This window comes from Candidatus Zixiibacteriota bacterium (genome assembly GCA_019038695.1).
GTDB lineage: Bacteria > Zixibacteria > MSB-5A5 > GN15 > FEB-12 > B120-G9.
Genome location: JAHOYZ010000008.1, coordinates 1 through 19421 on the forward strand (window position 1 = coordinate 1; position 19421 = coordinate 19421).

Annotated in this window: 15 protein-coding genes; 5 read left to right on the forward strand and 10 right to left on the reverse strand. The window is 50.2% G+C overall.

What is annotated here, in order from left to right; translation table 11 throughout:
* Window positions 1–280: 280 nt before the first annotated feature.
* The 10 genes from deoC to KOO62_03470 form a co-directional block, all read right to left on the reverse strand.
* Window positions 281–955 (reverse strand): deoxyribose-phosphate aldolase, encoded by a 675-nt coding sequence (deoC, locus tag KOO62_03425; GenBank protein MBU8933037.1) that lies wholly within the window; start codon window positions 953–955, stop codon window positions 281–283.
* Window positions 952–2142 carry a phosphopentomutase gene (locus tag KOO62_03430; protein ID MBU8933038.1) on the reverse strand — a complete coding sequence of 397 codons (1191 nt, stop codon included), beginning with the start codon at window positions 2140–2142 and terminating at the stop codon, window positions 952–954. The genes deoC and KOO62_03430 overlap by 4 nt, the downstream gene beginning before the upstream one ends.
* Window positions 2143–2258: 116 nt before the next feature.
* Window positions 2259–3509, reverse strand: a complete 1251-nt coding sequence (locus KOO62_03435; protein MBU8933039.1) for an ABC transporter permease — start codon at window positions 3507–3509, stop codon at window positions 2259–2261.
* Between the two features lie 9 nt (window positions 3510–3518).
* Window positions 3519–4739, reverse strand: coding sequence for an ABC transporter permease (locus KOO62_03440; protein ID MBU8933040.1), 1221 nt, complete (start codon window positions 4737–4739; stop codon window positions 3519–3521).
* A complete protein-coding gene (locus KOO62_03445; GenBank protein ID MBU8933041.1) occupies window positions 4736–5440 on the reverse strand; it encodes an ABC transporter ATP-binding protein in 705 nt (234 codons plus the stop codon). Before KOO62_03445 ends, KOO62_03440 begins: the two co-directional genes overlap by 4 nt.
* Window positions 5441–5448: 8 nt before the next feature.
* Window positions 5449–6777, reverse strand: coding sequence for an efflux RND transporter periplasmic adaptor subunit (locus KOO62_03450; GenBank protein ID MBU8933042.1), 1329 nt, complete (start codon window positions 6775–6777; stop codon window positions 5449–5451).
* Window positions 6778–6812: 35 nt separating this feature from the next.
* Window positions 6813–8198 (reverse strand): TolC family protein, encoded by a 1386-nt coding sequence (locus KOO62_03455; protein MBU8933043.1) that lies wholly within the window; start codon window positions 8196–8198, stop codon window positions 6813–6815.
* A gap of 12 nt (window positions 8199–8210) precedes the next feature.
* Complete coding sequence (locus tag KOO62_03460) at window positions 8211–8930, reverse strand: YIP1 family protein (protein ID MBU8933044.1); 720 nt, start codon at window positions 8928–8930, stop codon at window positions 8211–8213.
* Window positions 8931–9134: 204 nt separating this feature from the next.
* The gene (locus KOO62_03465; protein MBU8933045.1) at window positions 9135–11150 is read right to left on the reverse strand and encodes a sodium-translocating pyrophosphatase; all 2016 of its coding nucleotides are present in this window, start codon (window positions 11148–11150) and stop codon (window positions 9135–9137) included.
* A 205-nt stretch (window positions 11151–11355) separates the two neighbouring features.
* Window positions 11356–12771 (reverse strand): hypothetical protein, encoded by a 1416-nt coding sequence (locus tag KOO62_03470; protein MBU8933046.1) that lies wholly within the window; start codon window positions 12769–12771, stop codon window positions 11356–11358.
* Between the two features lie 302 nt (window positions 12772–13073).
* Here KOO62_03470 and KOO62_03475 point away from each other — a divergent pair, with 302 nt between their 5' ends.
* The 5 genes from KOO62_03475 to KOO62_03495 all read left to right on the forward strand — a co-directional run bounded on the left by KOO62_03475 (window position 13074) and on the right by KOO62_03495 (window position 19345).
* Window positions 13074–15185, forward strand: coding sequence for a tetratricopeptide repeat protein (locus KOO62_03475; protein ID MBU8933047.1), 2112 nt, complete (start codon window positions 13074–13076; stop codon window positions 15183–15185).
* Window positions 15186–15196: 11 nt separating this feature from the next.
* Complete coding sequence (locus KOO62_03480) at window positions 15197–15496, forward strand: hypothetical protein (protein MBU8933048.1); 300 nt, start codon at window positions 15197–15199, stop codon at window positions 15494–15496.
* 204 nt (window positions 15497–15700) lie between these two features.
* Window positions 15701–17650 (forward strand): S9 family peptidase, encoded by a 1950-nt coding sequence (locus tag KOO62_03485; GenBank protein ID MBU8933049.1) that lies wholly within the window; start codon window positions 15701–15703, stop codon window positions 17648–17650.
* Window positions 17651–18093: 443 nt separating this feature from the next.
* Complete coding sequence (locus KOO62_03490) at window positions 18094–18777, forward strand: hypothetical protein (GenBank protein ID MBU8933050.1); 684 nt, start codon at window positions 18094–18096, stop codon at window positions 18775–18777.
* A gap of 64 nt (window positions 18778–18841) precedes the next feature.
* Window positions 18842–19345, forward strand: a complete 504-nt coding sequence (locus KOO62_03495; GenBank protein ID MBU8933051.1) for an IPTL-CTERM sorting domain-containing protein — start codon at window positions 18842–18844, stop codon at window positions 19343–19345.
* The last annotated feature ends 76 nt before the right edge of the window (window positions 19346–19421 follow it).

Genomic DNA, 19421 nt, shown 5'->3' on the forward strand with positions numbered 1-19421 from the left:
GCCCTATAGTGTAGCCCTCCTCACTGTTGTAGATCACCGGAATATCAGCCCAATCGTCCATGTGTCCATCGACATGTATCGGCAATGTTGCCCTGTGAGCGACCATCGCAGGCGACTTACAACCGGCAATCGCTAATAAGGCAGAGGCAACCACTATCACAACGAGCATCTTCTGCATCAATAACGATCTCCTGTTCCATTGTTGTTCACAACACTTTCCACTGTACCTGTGACAGCCGTAGCCACGATATAGATTAATGCAATTCTCCATATAAGTCATTCATGACCGGCTTAGTTCCGCCATTATGGCCACCGAAGCTGAACTCCCCAGACGAGTAGCTCCAACCTCCAGTAGCGACCGACACTGATCGAGCGTTTTTATTCCTCCCGAAGCCTTCACTTCGATATCGCCAGCGGCCGCCCCGACCAGAGTCTGTACTTGTGGCACCGTTGCTCCGCCGAAGAAACCAGTACAAGTTTTCACGAACTGCGCTCCACCGTTGACCACGGATCGAGTGGCATCAACCTGCTGTTGGATCGTAAGCATCCCGGCCTCAATGATGACTTTCAGTACTATGCTAAACGGCAGTGCATCACGGACCGCCTTGATCTCCTGCTCCGCACTGCTGTACCGGTCATCAGCCAGCCACCCGATATTGGCGACCATATCAATATCCTCAGCACCATCTCTGACACCTCGGATAGCTTCCTCAATTTTCAAATCCGTACGGCTCGCGCCAAGAGGAAATCCACTTACCCCAAGCACTTTGACCTCGCTCCCGGCAAGAGCTTCGTGAGCTAACCCTGCCCAACAAGGATTGACAGCGACAGAATAGAAATCGTGTTCCCTCGCCTCAGCACACATAGCCACTATATCCTTCTCGGTGGCATCAGACCTGAGTAGCGCATGATCGAATCGACGATTGAGATTCTTAAGTATATCGTCTGACGTCATTGTTGTTCCCCTGTGATTTGTTTAAGAAATGACGCGCCGCCAAACTTATGTTTGAGTCCGAAAATCTCCGCAATAGTGCAGGCAACATCAACAAAGGATGCCCTCGTCCCGAGATTCACTCCAGCGGCCGTGCCATGTCCGTAGACAAGCAATGGCACATACTCTCGCGTGTGATCCGTATGTCTGTCAAATGTGGGATCACAGCCATGATCGGCAGTAATTATCACGAGGTCATCGTCCCGCATCGTTTCAAGTAACGAACCAAGACCCTGATCGAAATCCTCCAACGCCCGTGCGAAACCATTTTCATCACGGCGATGCCCCCAGAGCATATCAAAATCAACGAGGTTAGCAAAAGCCATATCGTGTTGTCTGTCATCTCTGGCAAACTTGATTATGCCCTTCATCCCCTCGTCGTTGGAAACTGTCTTGACATGGGATTGGAACCCTCGCTTGGCCAGAAGGTCCCATGTTTTCCCAATAGCCTGAACCTTAAGTCCGTTTTTATTCATGAGGTCGAGAATCGTATCCGCAAATGGCGTCAATGAGAAATCGCGCCTTCCGGTTGTTCGTTCAAAACTACCGGGTGACCCAACAAACGGTCGCGCGATAACCCGCCCCACAGCATGCTCGCCGGAAAGTAACTCGCGTGCAATACGACATAACTCGTACTGTCGTTCGAGCGGATATACGCCCTCGTGCGCCGCCAGTTGCCACACTGAATCGGCGGAGGTGTACAAAATGATCGCGCCGGTCTTCAAATGTTCAGGGCCGAATCGCTCGATGATCTCAGTACCTGACGCGGTGATATTGCCGATTGTCTCTACACCAGACAGGCGTTCAAACTCCGCCACGAGCTCCCTCGGGAAACCATTGGGATAGGTTGGAAACGGTTGGTCCAGAATTAACCCGGTGATCTCCCAGTGACCACTGGTAGAATCCTTGCCGGGAGACCTGGCAGCCATCTTGCCATAGCATCCGGTTGGCTTATCATGCTGTGGGACACCCTCTATTGCCACGATGTTGCCCAGTCCGAGACGCTGCGCATACGGCATATTGAGTCCGCTGGCAGCTTGTGCTGTGTGGGGAATGGTTGCGGTTCCGGCATCACCATAGTCCGCAGCATCAGGCATCGCACCCACACCACAGCCATCAATTACAACCAGAATTATACGTCCAATTGACATGCCTCAAGTTAGGACGCGGACGATGAGAAAGGCAAACAGAAAGTATCGATGGATTACGGTCGCCCTTCGAATCCGCTCAGGACGACGAGCGTGAAGACATGCTCGTCCGGGAAAGGTTACTCGTACCGGAGAGACTCAATCGGATCGAGGGCGGCTGCCTTGTAGGCGGGATAGATACCAGAAATCAGGCCTACCGAAACCGATACAGTGAATCCGATCAGTATCCAGAAAGCGGACAATGCAAGAGGGAAACCCAACAAAGCATTGACTGCCAGCCCTGCCCCGGCTCCGAACACAATGCCGATTGTTCCCCCAGCGCCGGTCAGGGTCACAGCCTCGGTCAGGAATTGCAGAATGATATTAGCTCGCTTGGCACCTATAGCCTTGCGCACTCCTATCTCGCGCGTGCGTTCGGTTACTGATACCAGCATGATGTTCATTACTCCGATACCGCCGACCATCAGCCCAACCGACGTAATGGTGATCATAGCCAGGTAGATGTATTGGGTGATATTGGCGATGTAGTCCTTGAAACTCTCCTGAGTCGAGAGCGCGAAGTTGTTACCCTTATTGAACGGAACCTGGCGGTAGACGCGTAGCGCTCCGATAATCTCCTCTTCAGCCTGGTCAATCAGTTCATTGCTTTCGGCTCGTGCCATGAGGAACAACTCTTCCTCCCAGGGATGGATCTTCTCAAAAGTGGACAACGGCATTGTCACCTGGTTGTTCTCGTTGTCGTTGTCGAAGTTCGATTCCTTTTCTTCAAATACGCCCACCACCTGAAACCGGTTGCCATTGACCCGGATGATTTTGTCTATCGGCGACTCCGATTCAAAGAGCATCTCGGCCAGATTGTGTCCGATCACACAGACCATCGCGCGGCTCTGTTCATCTAAAGCCGTCAAGAACCGCCCCTGTTCCATCCCAAGGTTGTTGACTTTGAGATAGGCTGGCCAGGTTCCCATCAGATTCGGGCGATTCCCTTTGCGATTTTTGTATTTAACTTCATTGCCACCGGGTGCAAAGTAATAGTTCTGTGGTGAGACCCCATCCACACTTGGGCACTGTTCCTGAATGATTCTGGCCTCGCCGGAAGAAATCGGTGGTCGGTTGCGATCGTCATCACTGAGTTTACTCCGATCAACATCAAAAGCATATCGAGTGATAAAGATGGAATTTGACCCCAGCGCATCGATCTCCTCATCCATCGCCCCATCCAAGCCGTCAATAATCGACGCCAGTGAAATAACCGACGCCACACCAATCATAACGCCCAGAATCGTCAAACCGGCTCGCATCTTATTGGCCCGAACCGACGACAACGCCATCGCTATTGCATCTCTGATTTCTATCGGGGTCAGAATCATCTCGTCTGCCTATTCATAACTTAATGCCTTAATTGGATCGAGCTTAGCCGCCTTCATCGCCGGGTAAATACCAAACACTAACCCGGTACCAGTCGAGATGGACAGGCCGGCAATAATAGCCACCGTCGATGGTGATATCTCCATGTCGATCATACCCACCAATACCTTCGCAATTATGTAGCCCAGCACAATCCCAACCAGTCCTCCTGACATAGTGACCAGCATGGCTTCGTACAAGAACTGGAGAAGGATATGCTTCCGTTTCGCTCCCACTGACTTCCGGATGCCTATTTCGCGTGTACGTTCAGTAACCGAGACCATCATGATATTCATGACAACAATACCGCCCACAACCAACGAGATCGATGATATTCCAACCAGACCAGTTCTGAATATCGCCGTCACCGAATTGACCATATCCAACACGTTCTCAGCCGTAACCAGGGAGAAATCGTCTGGCTTGTCGTAGGGAACGTGACGCTTTGATCGCAATACCAGCCGTACTTGATCCATGGCCTCCGGTAGCTGAGCAACCGATGCGGCTTTGATCGTGATATTCATGTTGTCCCCCGGTTCACCAAACTGCTTGATAAAGGTCGAAAACGGAACAATAACAAAATTGTCTCGATTGTTTCCAAAAGTCGACCCCAGCTCCTTGGCTACGCCGATGACCCTGTACCTTGCTCCGTCGATCCTGATATCTCGACCCAGAGGATCGAGGCCCGGAAACAGCTCTTCGCGCAGAGTATGACCAATGAACGCCACCTGGCGCCGGTAGGTATCATCTTCCTGCGAATGGTATCTCCCCTGCCCGACTTCGATGTCTACAATATCAATATAACTGGAAGTCGAAGCACCAACCCGTACCCTTCGCAATGTCTGTGATCCGTACTTGATGTTGGCTCGTCCGAATGCACGCGGGCAGACATTCTCGCACAAGTCGCATCCATCCTCAATATATTTAACAGCATCCAGCCCAATTGATTTTCTTTTGAGAGCCTCAAAATACGCTTCTTCGGATGTAATAATTCCAAACTTTGCCACGACAAAAGTAGCTGGTCCCATGCGGTCGATCTGAGCCTTAATACCCTCCATCATTCCTTCAAGAGCGGAGATAATCGTCATAACGGACGTGACACCAATGATCACGCCCAGTAACGTCAGTGAAGATCGCAGCTTATTAGCCCACAAGGAGGCTACTGAGAGTTTGACCAACGTAGCGGCGATCATCCCTGATAGGCCTGGCGTTCGTCTTCGGGAACGATTTCATCGCTGTCAATTCCACCGTCAAGGATCGACAACACCCGGTGGGCATGACGGGCAATATCCCGCTCATGGGTCACAACGATGATGGTATTACCCTGACTATGAAGATCATCAAAGAGCCTCATGATATCGACTGAGGTCTTGCTGTCAAGGTTGCCAGTCGGCTCATCGGCCAGCAACAGAGATGGGTTGTTGACCAGCGCCCGGGCAATGGCTACTCGCTGGCGCTGACCACCCGATAGCTCACTTGGCTTGTGCAGCATACGATCAGTCAGATCCACTTTGCTCAGTGCCAGTTCAGCCATTTCTCGCCGATGATCAGCCGCTGCTCCACTATAAATCAGGGGTAGCTCCACATTATGCAAGGAAGTCGCTCGTGGCAACAGATTGAAGGTCTGGAACACGAAGCCGATCTCGCGGTTGCGAATACTGGCCAGTTCATCGTCGTTCATCGAACTGACTTCGCGATCATTGAGACTGTATCCCCCTTGAGATGGTGTATCCAGACAACCAATCAGATTCATAAGCGTGGATTTGCCAGATCCCGAGGGTCCCATAATAGCTACGTACTCACCCTTCTGAATGTCTATTGTTACACCCCGCAAGGCATGCACCTTCTCAGCCCCCATCTCATAGGTCTTCCACAAGTCTTTGGTTTTTATCAGCGTCACAACTACTCACTCTCGCTTTCGCGTTCTATCATCTCCACCACGTCGCCGTCCTTTATCGAGCGCAGTACCCGATAGGGTCCGGACACAACCGAGTCCTCAACTTCAAGACCGGAGATAACCTCAATGTATTTCTGATCCGCGATACCGGTTTCAATACGAATGAACTGAACCTCGCCGTCACGAATAACAAACGTCCCCTTAATATCTTCTCGCTTCTTATCTTCATCTTCCTCGACAATCGCTGTATCCGTGTCGTCCGACGCTGCGGCTTGTAGTCCGCCCGATTCGCTCTCCTCGACCTCCTCGGCTTCCTCAGTTTCCCCGAGGTGTGCCCGTTCGAGAGAATCAAGATCGAGCGAGCGCATGACAACCGCGCTATACGGAATGCTCAGGACATCGGCAGCCAGGTTGGTGGTAATATCCACAGTGGCCGACATACCGGGACGGATTTTCTCATTCTGGTCCATGAATATGACTTTGACACGGAAATTAGTCGACTGACTCTGCCCACTCGATGCCAGTATAGCGGTATTCCCGATTTCGACCACTTCACCTACAAAAGTCGTATCTGGAAAAGCATCAACTTCAATCTCGCTGGCCTGACCCAACTCAACCTTGGTAACCTCGGTTTCATCTACTTCAACCTCGACCTCATATACATCAAGGTTGGAAATGGTCATAAGCGTACGACCTTGAGAGAATGCCGACTGGGCGGCCGCAATCTCCCCTACTTCGCAGTCGAGGAAAGTGATGATTCCCGGCATAGGTGCCACCACTTTAGCCTTGCTCAAATTATCAAGTGACTTCTCGTAGCGTGCCTGCGATTGCTGTGATTGAGCCTTTGTCGCCTGATGGGCCGCCTTCGCATTCAGAAAAGAATACTTGGCATTCTTGTATTCTATCTCAGTTGCATGATTCTTATCAAACAGCTTTTGCTGACGGTCATACTCCTCCTGGGCTTGCTCCAGAGTAGAACCGGCACCGCCCAAACGAGCAGCAACCTCGTTGACCGCGTAACGAGCCTGATCGGCATCGGAACGCAATTGGACCGTATCAAGAACTACCAGCAAATCACCAGCCTCGACGTGATCACCTTCCCGCACGAACAGCCCGACGATTTCGCCATTGATCTCCGAAGTAATATCAACCTTCGTCTGCGGCTGGATACGGCCGGAAGCCGACACCGTCTCCGTAAGTTCGCGAAGTTTCGCTTCTTCAGCATTCACCTTAGTGGATTTGCTGGTATCCATCATAAGATTAGCAATCACTATTGCCGCGACAGCAACAACTCCACCGATAATCAATAATAGTTTTTTCTTCTTTTTCTGCATTCTATCGATCCCTTGAATTCACACGTGTAATTGATCTACATTTTTCCCATAGCGTTTTCAAGTTCCGCTATGGCCAGATTCAAATTGAAATCCGCTTGTATAAGCGATACTTGTGCCTGCCTGAGAGAGACTTGCGAATCGAGTAAATCGAGAATCGTTGCCGCCCCGAGATTGTATTTTTCCTGAGTGATCTTGTGATCTTCGGTAGCCGCATCGACAGTCTCCTGTGAAACCTTTTTCTTCTCTTTAAGGCGTTCAATATCAAGATAAGCGGTCTTGATTCTCTCGGCAGTCAAGTTTCGAGTGTCAGCCAAGCGGGCACGGGAATTATTAAGACCTATCCTGGCCGAAGTTAGGTTTCTCTCACGATTGAATCCATCAAAGATGTTCCATCTTACCTGGAATCCAATCGTCGAACTTCGGCTCGAGAAATTATATGTGGCGGTGTCACCCTGAGTACCGTCGGCAAAGCTGATGCTGGCCCAGCCACCTAGAGTTGGCAGATACTCAGAATAGCGGGAACGGACCGCGTACCGAGATGCGTCAACACTCTTCCGTGCAGCCAAAAGGCTTGGTTTGTGGTCCAGACCAAAGGCCATCGCCTCTTCGAGAGTTCCGGTGTATTCACGTCGAGCAAACTCGGTCGAGAACTCGTATTCCCCATTGGGATCAAGTCCAACCGTGTAAGCCAGACTCGCTCTACCACTAGTGACCGCGTTCAATGCCGCCAATAACGCCAGACGATCGTTGCCGAACTGGACTTTTTGCTTGAGCACATCTGAGAGTGACGCCGATCCGAGTTCATACTTGGAGTTGATCAGTTTCAACTGTTCCTCGCTCCTGGCCACCGCCTCTTTCTGAACAGCAATGTTTTCTACAGCCGCCAGGTAATAGTAATATGATACCTTCACAGCCTTGATCAGGTCTTGCTCGGAACCAAGGACATCCAGCCTTGCCCTGGCATAGTCAGCCTTGGATCCCGCAAGATTAAACCAGTTCGAGAGATTAAACAACGTCATGTTGGCCGAGAAGCTGAGACTTTTGTTGGAGCGATTCTGGTCAGCTGCTGCTTCTGTGTGATAGTACGGTCGAACGCCGACACCTTCGTACACCACACCATTAATCTCAATGGTGTCTACATACGGAACCATGGAGTCAAGAACAGTGGCATCAGGCTTGATGTCCGTAGTCTTGCCTTCAGAATAGTTGTAACTGGCTTCCAATCGCGGCAGGAAAGCTCCCAGAGCGGCGCGCTTGTTGGCACCAGCCAGACTTTCATTCCCTCTGGCAACGATAATCGAAGACCTTTTCTGCAAAGCCACTTCTATGCAATCATCAAGCGTCAGGACTTCAGTGGCCGCGACCGAGCCAACGATCGACAGACAAAACAACAACGTGAGGACACAGGCAACTGATTTCATCAAAGAACTCCTCTATCTGAACAACATTCCTATTCCCGTAGTAATCACATGCAATACACTCAACCCCCCGACAGATAAGACCGCTAACAGGTATCCTTTGTTGCGCGGAACCTCACATAAAACCGATAATCCGATTCCAACCACAACTATTTCCCAAATGTGAAAGACGCTGAACTTATCTAACAAAACAAACCATATCGATGTCATTCCCTGGTCTGCTACAAGAACCGCAGGAGAAAATGTCACCATAATTGTATCCTTGGCGAACATGATTGGTACATGGACCATTGCCCCAATCATATACAGGAACTCTCCGTAGAGAACGAGTGAAAGAACCTGTTTAAACGAAGATTTGAGTCCAAATACAAAATTATTCCAAAATAGTCCCAACCCGGCTATCAGGAGAGGTGCCAGGAGGAGTGCGATTATTCCTCCTATACCCGTTTGGTACCACATTATCGTTTTCATCTGTTCAAGCGGGATGCGCTGGGCTTCCATCGCTTCCTGTACCTCTGGCAGCTCCATCTGCATTGCTACAATGAAGTCAGTTGCAAGATAGAAGAAGAGACCACAAACTACTGCCAGAGCCAAATATGGAACGAGTACTTTAGGGCTGTCCTTAAGTTCCTCGAAAAACGATGTCGGTTGATAAAAAACCTCGATAAGTCCCCGAAAAGAGAGCCCACCCTTCTCGTTCGGGGATGGCGTCTGAGTTATGTCTACTTGATCCATCGACTACTCCTTATGGTTTGCATTAACGAGTTCTCAAGACAAATGTTTCACTCTGGAACGAACATATTCACGTCACAACGATACTGCGGATTCGATATACAGACTACTCCAGTTGTTCCATAAGTATTCACATAGTACAAAAAAAAGGAAGCTATCTTAAATAAGATAGCTTCCCTGATCTATAGCAGCAAGTGCTATAATGGTCTAGTTAAACAGGGCCGGTCCCACGACCAGTGAAACAATGGCCATCAACTTAATGAGAATATTCATCGAAGGTCCAGAGGTGTCCTTAAAAGGATCACCAACGGTATCGCCAACCACGGCCGCTTTGTGGGCATCAGAACCCTTGCCACCGTGCGCACCGGCTTCGATCATCTTCTTGGCATTGTCCCAGGCACCACCGGCATTGGCCATCATTAGGGCCATCATCACACCGGACATTGTCGCTCCGGCCAGGAAACCGCCCAGAGCCTCAGCACCATTTTCACCGAAGACCAATCCTACGATGATCGGACTCAGAATAGCTGTGAGACCAGGTAAAACCATTTGCTGCAAAGCACCGGTAGTTGCGATATCTACACAGGTCTTGGTATCCGGCTTGGCAGTGCCTTCCATCAGCCCCTTGATCTCGCGGAACTGACGGCGTACTTCCTCGACCATTCTTGCTGCAGCCTTACCAACTGCCGTCATAGTCAAAGAAGCCACAAAGAACGGCAGAACACCGCCAATGAAGAAGCCCAGTACCACATGCACTTCGAGTATATTGATGGATTTCAGACCCACCGCCGCCGAGTAGGCAGAGAACAGCGCCAACGCGGTCAGGGCCGCAGAACCAATGGCGAAACCCTTGCCGATAGCGGCTGTGGTATTACCCAACGCATCCAGATGATCGGTGATCTTACGAACATCAGGTCCCAGACCTGACATTTCAGAAATACCACCGGCGTTATCAGCGATCGGACCATAAGCGTCGACCGACATCGTGACACCGATTGTACCCAACATGCCGACGCCGGCAATGCCGATGCCGTACAGACCTGCAAAGCTGTAACCAGTATAGATGGCAGCGCAAATGACGATGACCGGCAGCAGGCAGGATTCCATACCAACGGCCAGACCGTTGATAATATTGGTAGCCGCGCCGGTATTGGATGCATTAGCGATCTTGCGTACTGGAGCTGCAGCAGTATAGTATTCGGTCAATAAACCAAGAATAATACCGGCGACATTACCACCGATGATGGCCCAGAACACATTGCGATCAATACTCAGGTAATCAATAATAAACCAGGCCGCCACCAGCATAGCGGCTGCCCCTACATACGTCACCAACCGCAGCGTTGCAGCCGGATTCATACTCGAAAAAAGTCGAACGGAAAGCACACCCAGTATTGAAGCCAGAGCACCGAAAGCAACAATCATCAAAGGCAACTGCATATAGGCCTCGCGATGATTGGCTATCTCAGCAGCGATCGTTCCGGGAAGGCCGGTGATTGTAGCCGCAATAGCGATCGTGGCGATGATGGAACCCACGTAGGACTCGAAAAGATCGGCACCCATACCAGCCGTGTCACCCACGTTGTCGCCAACGTTGTCGGCAATAACAGCCGGGTTGCGCGGATCGTCTTCAGGGATACCGGCTTCTACTTTACCAACCAGATCAGCACCGACATCGGCCGCCTTGGTGTAGATACCTCCACCCACCCTGGCAAACAGAGCAATGGACGAAGCACCCATAGCGAATCCATTGATGATCTTGGCATCGGCGGGATTACCGAACAGATAGAACATAACACCCACGCCAATGAGACCCAGCGAGGCAACCGTCATACCCATCACCGCGCCTCCGGAGAAGGCAATCGACAAAGCCGCCGACTCACCAAAATCTTTGGCCGCCGCACAGGTACGAACGTTAGCACGCGTGGCTGCCTTCATACCAATGAAACCAGCCAGCATGGAACAACCAGCACCGCCCAGGAAGGCAAACGCCGTAGTGCTCGGATCGACCTTCCAGTACAGGAGGCCAAATACTACGAGAATGAAAATCACGAGTATTGAATACTCGCGTTTCAGGAATACCATGGAACCATCGTGGATGACCTCGGAAATCTCTTGCATGAGGTCATTGCCGGCGGGTTTGCTTCTGATCCAGAAGAACAACCCGATGGCAAAAATCATCCCGACGATACCGATGACAACAGATAATAGACCAGTGTCCATCGACAACTTCTCCCCGTTACAGATGTATAATTGAGTTTGAGTTACGCATATATATCAGCATACTGTTTCCACTAAAAATTCAGCCCAGAATATAGTGCTTGTGAAATAAAGCGCAAGCGAATTTTGCCTGTGAACGGCACTTACACCAATTAGAAAAGGCCGGCATAACACTATGCCGGCCCATTAGTTAGCAAACTTCAAAAGATTAGTAGCGTTGAACCTCAACTGATACCTTCGGGAAACCCCAGTAAGGATCATTGGTGTGAGTGAGATTGTCCATTGTCTCCTGCTGAACATCGTCCAGTGAGGGCGGTGTCTGCGGAAATCTCCGTATAAATGGAATCAGCGGGAAGTTCGTGGTATCTGTCACGAAGTTGTCCGGTTCCAACGAAATAAACACTGTCCCTTCGCCGCCATCCTGAAGTAGATCCAACATGCCGGTACCACCTCCCTGTGCTGGGACATTGAAGAACTCATCACCAGGGAAACTCGGAACACGAGCATAGCTTACATATGGCAACAGCGCCGGATCTGAAGGGGGATAGTCGTTACTAAATATTGCCCAATGGGCTGAATCATCATCAGCGGTAGTAACATCAGTAAATGTACCAGCTGAAATCATACCTCCATCGTAGCCAAGGATGCGATCAAGGCCACCTTCTCTATTAGCCCAGGCGGGAAGCGTGAATTGACCAACACTGAAACCTTGACCTAACACCGTCGGGGCAACTGCCCAAATCTTATAGTGCCAGCCAAAGGCACTATAATCGGGAAGATCGAAATCATCCTGTGTGAAAGCGTCAAAGGTAATCGCGATCGACGGCAGAGTATCAAGGTAGAAGAGAACTTCGGTAACAAGGGTACTCCCTGCTGGATCACGGAGATGTGTCTCCGTCACAATTTCGTACTGAAGACCAGTGTGCTCATACCAGTCGAGACCGAACATAATCGTATCAGTAACAATACCTATGCTAACGAAACCTACGACGATAGTAGTGTCCGGGTCAGTGATGTCGATGTAGGATGAGTCAATAACGAAACTATCGAAAGTGACCGTGTCCTGCAGTAGGCGCGTCCTCGTCTGGTAACTGGCCAGCCACAGACCGGCTCCGGTATTAGCACCCCGGGCAGTGTCCGACATGGTCTGCATATTATAACGACAGGTAGCATACCATAGCGAATCATCAGAATACGGGAAAACCAATTCAATCAGATCATCGCTCGGGATGGTAACCGCATCGACCAACATCAGAGAACCCGGAGTCAGTTCATCATCATCAGGAATGGCTTCGACCGAAATACAGATGGAATCGTAATCAAGCAGATCTCCTTCCATGATAAACTCCGCCCCGGTCCCACGAGGTATCCCGACTTCATCAAGGAATTTATTGGCTGCAAAACTGTAGCCAAATTTGCCCAATGACAGATAATTACCATCATCGACAACCCAAAGTTCATAGTTCATAGATTCGGGGCAATCCGGCAACATCTGCGCTGAAAGCGTCAGGCTCGTCCTGCTGATTGGACTCAGAAGGTCGTCCGGCTGGGAACAGCCAACATAAAGACCTGCCCCAATAATAGTTAAGGTAGTAAGTAACAGCCAGTTAGCGCGCCTTGTCATCTATCGTGTCCTCCTAAGAACGTTACCAGACATTTCTCATTCCCATAATGACTGCAAAGTATACACATACCTGGTCGGGACTGTCAAGCCATTATTTGCGACCGGCTTGCCGATTTCCGTACACACTGTTGACTCGCTGTCCTGAACCAGGAACGGCAGATTCCATGCAGATCTAATTGCTACAGGAATCTGTCGCCTGCTTCCCTCCATTGACGAATCGTAAGTAGCCTTTATCTAAAGAAATCAGAATCGAAAGTCGATAAATAGTAATATACGATTGCTCCAACTGATGAGGAATTCCCGTGAAAAAATGCACCAAGTGCAGTACTACCGAGATAAAAGATAGCGCTGCCGAATGTCCCAAGTGCGGCTCGACTCTGGACTCCATGTCAGAATCCATAGCGAACAATGACGACAAAGACACAATGGATTTTGTCATAACAGAGGCAGCCGAGGATGATCGCGAGTTCGTCGGCTATACTGACGACGCCCCTGCAGATAAAGATAGCAACGAAGATATCGTACCAAAAAACGACATGGACCCTTCTCAGGAAACCGAGGCACCGGATGAGATATCCCCTATTGGTCAATCATCGCCATTCCTCCCGCTTGATTCGGATAATCCCAATACCGAAGACAGTGTGTCAGGCAGCCAGACCGATGATGAGGCACTTTCCGGAGCACCCTCAGACAAGTTGCAGAAACTGAGCGACGAGGAAGTCAAGAATATTGAGGCTAACCTGTATGCCGGGGATCCATATGTTGGCGACCGCGAGAAGGCCGAGATCATCGATAAACTAAATGAAACCTCTGAACCTTTCGGCAATACGCCTATCACGCCACCGGTTCGAGACAATGAAGCTTCTCCCTCGGCTGACTCATCTGACAAAGATGGACTCCCAGCCCCAAAGATGGCGGAACGTGGACGCGGTGCCGCTTACTTTTACCGCAATTATATTGAGCTTCTCGGTTCCCAGGAACTCCACGCTGGTGATGAAATGACTATTGATTCGAGAGCCTACGAATTGAAAGCCAAGCGGATTGACCCACGCTTCAAGTACGGCGGTATGGCGGCAGCTTTTGCGGTCATACTGGTGATGATTGGCACTCTGTTCGTCTCAGATATTGGTCTCGGCGGAAACGGCCGAATTGTGGGCGTAGTATTGCATGAGGATGGACGACCAGTAACACAGAAAGTGACTGTTCGCTTCCCGGAACTCAATAAGTCTGTTCAGAGCGATACCGAAGGTCTGTTTTCCAGTGACGGTCTCCCCAACGGCACTCACCTTATAGAGTTTGTGTGGGGCGGTGTCGTGCAGGGTACCGATTACGCCACGGTTGCCGACGGTAAGATTACCATGATTTCTCTCCATCCACCGATGGCCGATCTGGCTGGTAACGAGTTACCAACACAATCCGAACCGATCGCAGCCGAAGCACCGACTCTGGCGGCCGATGGGAATACAATTGCCAAAGCCAAAACAACTAGTTCGACATCGTCAAAGAATAAAAGTTCACGATCCTCGTCCGCTAAATACTCCAAGCTAGCCCTGGAAGCCAATGTGGAGGGGGCGCGATTAACCTTGAGCGAAAAAGTTATCGGAGCCGGCAACCTGACTTTTGAAAGACTCAAACCCGGACGACACAATTACGAAGTGGCTCTGGACGGCTACAAACCTGTCACGGGTAATATCGAACTTACACCCGGAAAGACCGCTCAACTCACGGTGGAACTCACTCCCCTGAACTCGGAAGACAAGGTTCAGACCTTCTCGTCTGAAGATTACTATCGTTCGGGAATGACAGCTTATCATAACGGAGATTACTACCGAGCCGTTTCCGATCACACCCAGGCAGTCGACGCCGACCCCAGTTATGCACGAGCCTACCTTGCCCGTGGCGAGGCATATGCCTCGTTGAACAACAAAGACAAGGCTTATAATGACTTTCTGCGTTCTGCAGAAATCAGTCGCTTCAACAAGGCATATGCGTCCTCGGTAGCAGCGTACACCCGTGCCATTGATATGAATAAGAAAGCTATTCCGGCCTGGCTGGGTCGTGGCTTAGCATCCCTGGCCAATGGAGAAGATCGTGCGGCCATTATTGACTTCGAAACTGTTAACCGAATGGACAAGCGCAATGCGCAGGCCTACAGTGGACTGGGTCAGGCACGCTTTCGACAGGGATCATTCAAGAAAGCCATCAAGCACTTTAAGAATGCGCGGTCCCTAGATGCCATTAACCCTCTTACACACCAGTATCTTATGCTGAGCTACCTGGCTGTCGACGATACCAAGAATCTTCGAAAGAGCTACAAGAAATTCATATCGGTAGCCAACGATAGAGAGATTGATGATCTGCATTCGGATTCACGTTTTGCTGCGGTGGTGCGAATTGTGGAGATGGATAAGTAAAAGGAGACTTCGTGTCAGCGAAACTCAACTGCTGGCAGTTCATGAACTGCGGCTGTGAAAAGGATGGCCTCCTGGTTGACCTCAAAGGAGAGTGTCCGGTTTCCACAGCCATGAAATACGATGGCCTCAACGGTGGCATCGGGGCCGGTCGAGCTTGCTGGATGGTTCCCGACTCTATCTGCCGGCTCAACCAAACTGCCGGAGGTCGACCCTGTCAATGCCATAGCTGTGAATTCTACCAGCGGGTCGTATATGAAGAGGATAAGCAAGTACGCTTCCGCTTCTCCGGGAAAAAGACCCCCTCAGTCTGATCATCCCTTCCTGCCAAATTAGCCCATATCCGTAAATCGCCAGCCTACAGGATAGGTCCATCTTCTAGCCCGCCTTAGAGGAAGAAAATAGCAGATTTGAAGACAGACTGGCCATGCAGGCTTTTGGTGTTGCTCATCGAACAATTTCTCCCTATCTTCGTCTACCTGATAAGAAACAAACTAACGTACCGACAGGAGATGAAGATGAGTCGTTTATTCACAATTCTCACCACGATCATGCTGGTGGCGATCCTGATCTCATGCACAGCCCGGACACCCGAGGAGACCCCGGCACCGGTTCAGTCTCTACTGAACGAGGGACAGTACATTCCCGACATAGCCACTTTTCTCCAGATTGGTGGATGCAGCCCAGCCGGGTTAAGTTGGGATGGCCGCGATGTTTACTTCAGAGCTTCAATGTCAGGAGCTTCCCAGGTATACCGCATCACCGACGACGGATGGCCTTATCAATTGACAACGTTTGAAGACGGCATTGACTTTTTTGTTCTCGGTTACAGCAATACGATGGCTATCATCGGAGCCTCTACGGGAGGATCCGAGCAGTCACAACTATTCTTGATGGACACCCAGACCGGACGTGTACTGCAACTCACTCACGCTGAAGATATCCAGTTCGGTTCTGTCACGTGGGGCAAAGATGACAAGCACATCTACTTCCGATCCAATGAGGAAAACGGCCGCGACTTCTTCATCTATGAGATGGACATTGCTACTGCCGAGTATCACAAAATCTTTGGCGACACAGCTACTGTAGCTGGCTATAACTTCATTGGTGACATCTCCAAGGATGGCACCAAGATGATCATTGGTCACCTCACCTCGAATATCAATGATGACCTCTACCTGCTCGACCTGACTACAGGTGAATTTGAGAAACTGACCGAGGATGATGGCGACGTCATCTACGACTCTCCTACCCTGATGCCTGATGGCAAAACTATCTGGCTCACCTGCAATAACAATGATGACGGCCTTTCTCGGATAGCCAAGATGACCGTTGGTTCGACAGAAGTTGAATACATCGATGATGGCTGGCTGGATACAAAGTGGGAAGTTGACGGCCTAATATTCTCTCGTGACTACAAATATATGGCGGCTGTGACCAACGAAGATGGTTATGGACGGATGAAAATGCGCGAAGTCGAATCGGGCCGAGAGTTAGCCGCTCCACCGCTGGACGGCATTCTCGGATTCCCGACTTTTGATCGCAACGGTGATTGCGTCTTTTCCTTCACATCCCCCACTCGAGCGCCGGACGTATGGAAATACAGCCCAAGCTCGGGTAATACAGAACAACTGACCTTCTCAATCTACGCTGGCATTGATCGTGAGCTTTTCAGTGATCCGCAGCTGGTCCACTTCAAATCTTTTGATGATCTTGAAATCCCTGCCTTCTTGTACTTGCCACCGAACTACGTCGAGGGTGAGCCGATTCCGTTTATCGTTCACGCTCATGGCGGTCCCGAGAGCCAGTACCGCCCCTATTTCCTCCGTAATATCCAGTACCTGATTCTCAACGGGTATGGCGTTCTGGCTCCGAACCCGCGCGGTTCCTCCGGCTACGGTCGCGACTATATGAACCTCGACAACTACAAGAATCGCAAACATTCCCTGATGGATTACAAAGCTGGCGTCGAATGGTTGATCGGCAAGGGTTACACCGAGCAGGGAATGATCGGCATTCGTGGCGGTTCTTACGGCGGCTATGTTGTGCTCGGAATGATTACAGAGTATCCGGACATGTTCTCGGCGGCGGTCGATGTGGTCGGCATCGCCAATTTCAAATCGTTCCTTGAGAACACCAAGGCCTACCGACGCGCCTTGCGCGAATCGGAATACGGTCCCCTGAGTGATCCCGATTTCCTGCGGGAGATTTCTCCGATCCACAAAGCGCATTTGATTAAAACACCGTTACTCGTCGTACACGGCGAAAATGACCCGCGCGTTCCGGTTGGCGAGGCACGCCAGATCATTGCCGCAATCAAAGCAAGCGGCGGCGTGGTTGACTCGCTGATTTTCCCCGATGAAGGACACGGAACCAGCAAACGGGTGAACACTATTACTGAATATCGCAAACAGGTTGAGTTCTTCGGCAAGCAGTTAAAACCGATTGCGGCCGACAAGATCGAATAGTTGCGTGGGCGGCAGACGCCCTCGTCTGCCCCATTATTAGTTAGTAGATATATCGAAGGGCGGAGTCACAACGACTCCGCCCTTCTTTGTTTTTCAGGAGCTACATAGTCGGGTAGATATAAGCCAAGTCATTGGTGCGCTTTCAGCCCCGTGCCGTCAGTTGGCAGGACAGGAGTGCATTATTCCCTTGACAGCCAACCCGTAAATTTGTACGTTATTGGCAGGGAATACTTCCAGATTAGCATCGGACAATTTGAATACAAGTACTGCTTGGCGATATTAGGGTTTCAATAAGCTGTCGGTACCATTACGGATACATTTGTATAGCGTTAATGGTGTAGTACGTGTGTCTGATGACACAAATGCAGTAAAGCGAATTTGTCTTCCCCATATCGCCCAGTAATGATGTTACGATACTAAACGGCAGGCAGGAGGACATCCGCATGCCAAGGTCTGTAAAACATGGCGGTCAAGGCTCTCTCTATTCCTTGAATTGTTTCCTACCGCTTTGTTCGGCATTGCTGCTATGTATCCCGCATGTCATCGCAGAACTACAGTTCATCTCTCTATTCGCCCTTGTCCCATACTTGTGGGTGCTCGACCGCACCCGCCTTGCTGGCTCAGTTCTGGCGGGTATGCTGCTGGCAACAACCTACACCATAGCTATTGACATCGCTCAGATACTATCTTCTCCAGCAGCGTTTTTTACCAAATTGTTTATTCTGAACGTTATCCTTGCTGTCTTTGGACTAACAGTGAACTTGACCAAAAGGCGTATCGGCTTCGATCCTGCTTTCGTAGCCATGCTGTGGATCGGCCTGGAATATGCCCTGATCAAATCGACCGGTGTAGACAGTATCTTTGTGCTATCAAATACCGACTCCCACCTCGTAGTCGGCTTTTGTTCTCTTTTTGGTTTTCTGCTTGGTTCATTCGTGATAGTCCTTGTTAACTCCCTGACTCTGATATTCCTCAGATATGCATGGCGAAGGCGTTATCCCCGCAGGATATTCCTATCAACGTGGTATAACAGGTGTTTTAACAACTTACATGAAGTACTACTTGAACGACGCTGTTTTTGTTTTCCAGACCGTCGCGCCCCGCCGATACATACTCTCTTGTTTTGAATTCAAGGATAGTGGGCAACGCCTACCTGTCCATTTCTGTATGTGAAACCTTAAGGAGGAAGTAATGAGACACTGTTACCAATTCGGACAATTAGTTATATTTGTGACGTTAGCACTGCTGGTAATCGGCACTGGGAACGCTCTGGGACAGGTTTCTGTAACAGCAACTCCTGCAACTGCTGTAGTAGGAACACCAGCTACAATAACAATAACTAACACTGGAACAACGACGTGTACGGTTACACAGGTTTCTGTACGCCGTCCCAGTGGCGCCACTGATATTCGAGACGTGATGGCGGACATTCTGCCTACAAAATCGGTGGCTTGGGTGTACCCAGATTTTTGGACATCACACTTCCCGAGTGCAAATGTGAATGAGGTCGGAACATATACTGTGTATGTCGTGGCGAGTTGTAGCCCCGAGGCAGTTTACGAGACTACGTTTGTAAGAACAGCTAAGATTCCCACCCTCACCGAATGGGGTTTTATCATCTTCAGCGTTCTGCTGGTCGGCTGGATGGGCTGGGTAATTGTGCGTCGGAGAAGAACCATGACCGTAGGCATTTGAGACTGATATCGAATTGAAATGAGCCAGGCAAATTGTGTTGGGTTTTTTATCTCCTTCAGGAACACGGACCCCGACC